The 6576-nt window shown below is 33.7% G+C and carries 5 protein-coding genes and 2 tRNA genes; 3 read left to right on the top strand and 4 right to left on the bottom strand.

From position 1 onward, the window contains the following. Window positions 1-85: 85 nt before the first annotated feature. From rpsT to proS, 4 genes are all read right to left on the bottom strand, one after another. A complete protein-coding gene (gene rpsT / locus QZ824_RS10190; protein WP_014388980.1) occupies window positions 86-337 on the bottom strand; it encodes a 30S ribosomal protein S20 in 252 nt (83 codons plus the stop codon). A gap of 155 nt (window positions 338-492) precedes the next feature. Beyond that, window positions 493-564: transfer RNA gene (locus QZ824_RS10185), tRNA-Glu, on the bottom strand. A gap of 33 nt (window positions 565-597) precedes the next feature. Then, a tRNA-Glu gene (locus QZ824_RS10180) sits at window positions 598-669 on the bottom strand. 249 nt (window positions 670-918) lie between these two features. Next, window positions 919-2397 (bottom strand): proline--tRNA ligase, encoded by a 1479-nt coding sequence (gene proS / locus QZ824_RS10175; protein ID WP_291275910.1) that lies wholly within the window; start codon window positions 2395-2397, stop codon window positions 919-921. 97 nt (window positions 2398-2494) lie between these two features. Here proS and QZ824_RS10170 point away from each other — a divergent pair, with 97 nt between their 5' ends. From QZ824_RS10170 to rimO, 3 genes are all read left to right on the top strand, one after another. After that, on the top strand, window positions 2495-3523 hold the full coding sequence (locus tag QZ824_RS10170; protein ID WP_291275909.1) for a hypothetical protein: 1029 nt from the start codon (window positions 2495-2497) through the stop codon (window positions 3521-3523). Between the two features lie 42 nt (window positions 3524-3565). Then, on the top strand, window positions 3566-5104 hold the full coding sequence (locus tag QZ824_RS10165; protein ID WP_291275908.1) for a transporter: 1539 nt from the start codon (window positions 3566-3568) through the stop codon (window positions 5102-5104). Between the two features lie 130 nt (window positions 5105-5234). Continuing rightward, window positions 5235-6545: a 30S ribosomal protein S12 methylthiotransferase RimO gene (gene rimO, locus QZ824_RS10160; protein ID WP_291275907.1), complete on the top strand. Its 1311-nt coding sequence runs from the start codon at window positions 5235-5237 to the stop codon at window positions 6543-6545. Window positions 6546-6576: the final 31 nt, after the last annotated feature.

The raw sequence follows: 6576 nt of genomic DNA, 5'->3' as shown, positions 1-6576 counted from the left end.
AATGTAAACTTACAAAAAGTAAGAAAATAATCCAAATAAAAAAGCCCTGAATTTCTTCAAGGCTTTTAAGTATTCTAAGCTTATGTTATAAAGCGTTTACGTGTCTTGTTAATTTAGACTTTAGGTTAGAAGCTTTATTAGAGTGAATTACATTCTTTTTAGCTAACTTGTCAATCATTGCAATAACTACTGGTAATTTTGCTGTTGCTTCTGCTTTGTCAGTTGAAATTCTGATAGCTTTGATAGCGTTACGCGTAGTTTTGTGTTGGTATCTATTTAATACTCTTTTTTTCTCGTTGCTTCTAATTCTTTTTAAAGCTGACTTATGATTTGCCATTTCCTTTTAATTTAATTGTAATAATTATATAAACTATTAGTTAAAAAAGAAAAACCTCCCACAATTAAAAATTAATCACTTTGGTTTTAACTAATAAAACAAAAAAGAGAGACACTTCTTTTTTGTTTTATAAAACTAATTTACAACTAATTTTGTAGCCCGTAGGGGAATCGAACCCCTCTTACCAGGATGAAAACCTGGCGTCCTAACCGATAGACGAACGGGCCAAAGCCTGTTTTTAAAGTTTTCAGTAAACTGTGTAGCCCGTAGGGGAATCGAACCCCTCTTACCAGGATGAAAACCTGGCGTCCTAACCGATAGACGAACGGGCCATTACATTATTTCTGTAATGCGAGTGCAAAGATACTACTAATTTTTATTTCTGCAAGAGGTGGAATACTTTTTTTTATATTTTTTTCAACCTCAAAATAAAATTTATTAAAAATCAAGAATTTACAATTACATTTTTTTTTGTTTTTTTATTCCACCCTTCTCCCCCTTATCGCTAATTAACTTGAAAAACAAAACCACAATAGTTGTTCCATTGTGGCTTGTCTTTAATACAATATGTAAATTATTTTTTAATAGGCTTTTGCAAACAACACTCTTCCTTTAGAAGGTCTACCTGTTAACACACAACTTCCTAATTCCTCTACTCTATCTAGAGGAATACAACGAATCGTTGCTTTTGTCATTTCTTTAATCTTTTCTTCAGTTTCTGCTGTACCGTCCCAATGCGCGGCAATGAATCCAGTTTTATTTTCTAAAACCTCAACAAATTCATCCCACGAATTCACTTCAGTAATATGTTCATCTCTAAAATCAAACGCTTTTTGATACAAATCTGCTTGAATTTGCGCCAATAAGCCTTGTAAATAAGCTACTATTCCGTCTTTAGAAACCACTTCTTTAGTCAAAGTATCACGACGAGCTACTTCATAAGTGCCATTTTCTAAATCATTTGGACCAATAGCTAAACGTACTGGCACGCCTTTCAATTCCCATTCTGCAAATTTAAACCCTGGCTTTTGTGTATCTCTATCATCATATTTAACAGAAACACCTACTTTACGCAATTCAACCATCAATTCTTTTACTTGAGCTGAAATTGCGTCTAATTGCTCATCTGTTCTATGAATTGGCACAATTACCACTTGAATTGGGGCTAAATTTGGAGGCAACACTAAACCGTTATCATCAGAATGCGTCATCACTAATGCCCCCATTAAACGTGTTGAAACTCCCCAAGAAGTACCCCATACAAACTCTTGCTTTCCTTCTTTATTTGCAAATTTCACATCAAAAGCTTTTGCAAAATTTTGCCCTAAGAAATGTGAAGTTCCTGCTTGCAATGCTTTCCCATCTTGCATTAAGGCTTCAATACAATAGGTTTCTTCAGCACCAGCAAAACGTTCTGATTCTGTTTTTAAACCTTTTACTACGGGAATAGCCATGAAATTTTGAACGAAATCTGCATACACATGCATCATTTGTTCTGATTCTTCAATCGCTTCTTGTCTAGTAGCATGAGCGGTATGTCCTTCTTGCCATAAAAATTCAGCCGTACGTAAAAACAAACGTGTACGCATTTCCCAACGCACCACATTAGCCCATTGATTAATTAACAATGGTAAATCACGATACGATTGCACCCAACCTTTATAAGTAGACCAAATAATTGCCTCACTTGTAGGACGAACTACCAATTCCTCTTCCAATTTAGCATTAGGATCAACAATTAATTTTCCTTTATTTTCTTCATCATTTTTTAACCGGTAATGAGTAACAACGGCACATTCTTTAGCAAATCCTTCTGCATTTTTCTCTTCTGCTTCAAACATACTTTTGGGCACGAATAAGGGGAAATATGCGTTTGAATGTCCAGTTTCTTTAAACATTTTATCTAATTGGGCTTGCATTTTCTCCCAAATTGCATATCCGTATGGTTTAATTACCATACATCCTCTTACTCCTGAATTCTCTGCTAAATCGGCTTTAACTACTAATTCGTTATACCATTTAGAGTAATCTTCAGCTCTAGTTGTTAATTTTTTACTCATTATTTGTTAATTTGGTACAAAATTTGATTTATTTATTTTAAATTCGTGCAACAAAACTAGTTAATTTTACGTTGACCAACAATAAAAAATTGTATATATGATTACTAATTACTTTTCACAGCTAAAAACAAATAGATTTTTTTATCTATTTGTGGGTTCTTTGTTACTTACCGCATGTGGCTCTTATCAAAATTCCTCATATTATGATAATGATGGTGTTTATGGTGCTGACACAGAAGATGTAACCTACAGACAACAAAACGAAACTGTTGTAGTTCAAGACAATAAATACGCGCAACAATTTAGAGACATGCAGAGTCAATATCCAACTGATGGTGAGATTTTTACTAATATTGATAATTACAATTCTACTAGAGATACTGTACACAATCAAGACCAAGTTACTCGTTATGCAGGTTGGGGTCAAAACCAAACAGGAAATGTATCTGTAAACATTTATAACTCCTCGCCTTATTGGGGATGGGGTGGATACTACCGTCCATGGGGTTATTATAGTTCTTGGGGATGGGGTTGGAACAATGGTTGGTATGATCCTTATTGGGGTTGGAATAGTTGGTATGGAGGTTATTATGGCGGCGCATGGGGCTGGGGCTGGAATAGCTGGTACGGAGGGTACTATGGTCCTTATGGATATGGTGGATATGGTGGATATTATCCTTATTATGGTGGATATGGTTGGTACGGCAGAAACGTTGTTAGAAATAATGGTGGACGTGGAAGTTATAACAATTTCAATAATGGTAACTATTCTACAGGAAGACAATCTGGCATTGGAAGAACAAATAATTCTCTAGGCACACCTAGAACAAATACATTTGGAACACCTAGAACTGTTAATCCAAACAACAATACCCAACCTAGAAATTACAATGCACAACCTAGAGATTATAATACACCTAGAATAAATACACAACCTAGAGAACAAAGCCCTAGAACTTATGACACCCCAAGACCTAGATACGAATCTTCTCAACCAAGAACTAACAACTATTCTACCCCAAGAAGTTCTGACTTTGGCGGCGGAAGAGGTGGAAATTTTGGCGGCGGAGGCGGTAGCTTTGGCGGCGGAAGAAGTGGCGGAGGCGGAGGCGGACGCAGAGGATAACTAAATTTAGAATCTAAAGATTAAATAAGACATTTATCAATTATGAAAAAAATAATTTTATCATTTTTAGCATTGGGTGCTCATTTCATTTATTCACAAGAAACCAATATTGGTGATGCATTGAGATATGGAGTTGAAAGTTTAAATGGAACAGCTAGATATAGAGCTATGGGTGGGGCTTTTGGTGCTGTAGGTGGAGATTTATCTTCCTTAAATGTAAACCCTGCGGGCTCATCCATATTTAACAATAATCAAGCAGCTGTATCAGCTACAAGCTTTAACATTTATAACAATGCTAATTACTTTGGGACAAGTGTAAAATCTAATGACAATACACTTGATATCAATCAACTTGGAGCCGTTTTTGTTTTTAAAGATCAAAGTGCTAAAAGTGGTTGGAATAAATTTACTTTAGGATTGAATTATGAAAAAGTAAGTCACTTGGACAACACTATTAATAGCAAAGGAACAAACCCTTTCCACTCTATGGGTGATTATTTCTTAAATAAGGCACAAGGTATTGATGTTAGTTATTTAGAAACTCAACCAGGTGAAAGCATTGGTAGTTTATACAATTACCTTGGTGAAAACTATAATTTTGATGCTCAACAAGCCATGTTGGGATACCAAGGGTATGTTTTTGACGAAGACACTTCAACTTCAGCTACTAATGATTATTGGACTAATGTTCCAACTGGCGGAAATTATTATCACAGAAACAGTATTACCTCAAAAGGATATAACGGAAAATTCACAGCCAACATATCAGGTTCTTACATGGATCGTTTATATATAGGTATGAATTTAAATTTCATGTTCACAGATTACACAAGAACTTCTTCATTATATGAAAGTAACAATAACTTACCATACTCTAGTGGAAACACATTATTAGCTGCACAATTTGACAATCAATTGTATACTTATGGCTCTGGATTCTCTATGAATTTTGGTACTATCTATAAATTGAAAAATAATTCCAGAATTGGTTTTAGTTACGAAACACCTACTTGGTATCGTTTAAATGACGAGTTAACACAAAGACTTCAAACCTTAAAAACGGATGGTACAACTGAAAGTAACATAAATGTCAATCCGGGTTTAACCAATGTGTATCCAACATACAAAATTCAAACACCAAGTAAATTGACGGGAAGTTTTGCTTATGTTTTTGGTAAAAATGCTTTGCTTAGTATTGATTATATTTATAAAGATTACGCAAACACTAAATTTAAACCAACCAATGACGGATTATATAATTACTTAAACAATAGTATAAAAAATGTATTAAGTGATAATTATGAATTACGTTTAGGTGGCGAATACAAAATAAAACAATGGAGCCTTAGAGCAGGATATAGATTTGAGCAAAGTCCTTATAAAAATGATTATGTAATGGGTGACTTAAGCGCCTATTCTGGTGGTTTAGGATACAATTTCGGAGGTTCAAGATTAGATTTGTCTTATACTAATGAACATAGAAATTACAATCAATACTTATTAACTTCAGGGTTAAATGATTCTGCAAGAATCAGAAATTACAATAATAATGTAACACTAACTTATGTAATTAATTTCTAATTACGTTGGTAAAATTTCACAAACGCTCACTTTTAGTGGGCGTTTTTTATTTACTTAGCCTTATTTATGTTTAATTTCAAAAAGAAAGTTGTAATTTTGCAGTCATTTTCAAAAAAAGCAAGCTAAGTCTATGAGAACGAAATCTTTAAAAAAGAATAAAATCAATGTAATTACCTTGGGTTGTTCCAAAAATGTGTATGACAGTGAAGTGTTAATGGGACAATTAAAAGCTAATGGTAAAGAAGTAACCCATGAAGCAACTGAAGATGAAGGTAATATCATCGTAATTAATACGTGTGGTTTCATTGATAATGCCAAAGAAGAATCGGTTAATACCATTTTGGAATATGCAGAAAAAAAAGAACAAGGTATTGTAGACAAAGTTTTTGTAACTGGCTGCTTGTCTGAGCGCTATAGACCTGATTTAGAAAAAGAGATTCCTAATATAGATCAATTTTTTGGCACAACGGAATTACCTTTATTATTAAAAGCATTAGGTGCCGATTATAAACATGAATTAATTGGTGAACGATTAACTACAACACCTAAAAATTATGCTTACTTAAAAATTGCTGAAGGCTGTGACCGTCCATGTAGTTTTTGTGCCATTCCGTTAATGCGAGGTCAACACGTTTCTACACCTATTGAGAATTTAGTAATCGAAGCTCAAAAATTAGCTAAAAACGGAGTTAAAGAATTGATTTTAATTGCTCAAGATTTAACGTATTATGGCTTAGATTTATATAAAAAAAGGAATTTAGCAGAATTACTTGAAGCTTTATTAAAAGTTGAAGGTATTGAATGGATTCGTTTACATTATGCCTTCCCCACAGGTTTTCCAATGGACGTATTAGAATTAATGAAGCGTGAACCTAAAATTTGTAACTATATTGATATTCCATTACAACACATTTCTGATAATATCCTAAAATCAATGCGTCGTGGTACTACATATGAGAAAACTACTCAATTGTTAAAGGACTTTAGAACTGCGGTTCCGGGCATGGCAATTCGAACTACTTTAATTGTTGGATATCCAGGTGAAACCGAAGAAGATTTCCAAATATTAAAGAATTGGGTTGAAAAAATGCGTTTCGAACGTTTAGGCTGTTTCACCTATTCTCACGAAGAAAACACGCATGCTTATAATTTAGTTGACGACGTTCCAGAAGAAGTAAAACAAGCTCGTGCAGCAGAAATTATGGATTTACAAGCACAAATTTCATGGGAACTAAATCAGGAAAAAATTGGTCAAACATTCAAGTGTATTATCGATAGAAAAGAAGGACAATATTTTATTGGAAGAACCGAATTTGATAGTCCAGATGTTGATAACGAAGTATTAGTTGATGCTTCAAAACATTATTTAAAAACCGGTGATTTTGTGAATCTAAAAATTACTGATGCTACAGAATTTGATCTATATGCTGAACCAATTTAATTGAAATAAATTTACATCAATTGTATACATA

It is taken from the genome of Flavobacterium sp. (assembly GCF_021151785.1).
Taxonomy (GTDB): Bacteria; Bacteroidota; Bacteroidia; order Flavobacteriales; family Flavobacteriaceae; genus Flavobacterium.
Note: the sequence above shows the minus strand (reverse complement) of the source record. Positions and strands in the feature narration are given on the sequence as shown.

Bases quoted from the DNA above. Each gene is read 5' to 3' on its own strand.
- rpsT (WP_014388980.1), bottom strand. From the start codon at position 337: ATGGCAAATCATAAGTCAGCTTTAAAAAGAATTAGAAGCAACGAGAAA.
- proS (WP_291275910.1), bottom strand. From the start codon at position 2,397: ATGAGTAAAAAATTAACAACTAGAGCTGAAGATTACTCTAAATGGTAT.
- QZ824_RS10170 (WP_291275909.1), top strand. From the start codon at position 2,495: ATGATTACTAATTACTTTTCACAGCTAAAAACAAATAGATTTTTTTAT.
- QZ824_RS10165 (WP_291275908.1), top strand. From the start codon at position 3,566: ATGAAAAAAATAATTTTATCATTTTTAGCATTGGGTGCTCATTTCATT.
- rimO (WP_291275907.1), top strand. From the start codon at position 5,235: ATGAGAACGAAATCTTTAAAAAAGAATAAAATCAATGTAATTACCTTG.